The organism is Bacillus cereus group sp. BfR-BA-01379, assembly GCF_022663605.1.
Classification (GTDB): domain Bacteria; phylum Bacillota; class Bacilli; order Bacillales; family Bacillaceae_G; genus Bacillus_A; species Bacillus_A mobilis.
This window is the reverse complement of the sequence record NZ_JAKUFT010000297.1, coordinates 1-231: the sequence shown is the minus strand read 5'-3', so window position 1 is coordinate 231 and position 231 is coordinate 1. Positions and strand designations below refer to the sequence as shown.

Here is a 231-nt window from a genome sequence, read left to right as displayed (position 1 = left end):
CAAGGGGTTCAGGGGATTCAAGGGATAACGGGAGCAACTGGAGATCAAGGTCCACAAGGTATACAGGGACCTATAGGGCCTCAAGGTGTAACTGGAGCGACAGGAGATCAAGGTCCGCAAGGAATACAAGGAGTACCAGGTCCAACAGGAGAAACAGGACCACAAGGAGTTCAAGGAATACAAGGGCCGATGGGAGATATAGGACCAACAGGACCAGAAGGTCCAGAAGGA

1 pseudogene is annotated in these 231 nt (G+C 51.9%); it reads left to right on the top strand.

The features are described from left to right. Positions 1–231: pseudogene (locus MR113_RS27935) on the top strand (collagen-like protein); the annotation flags it as partial.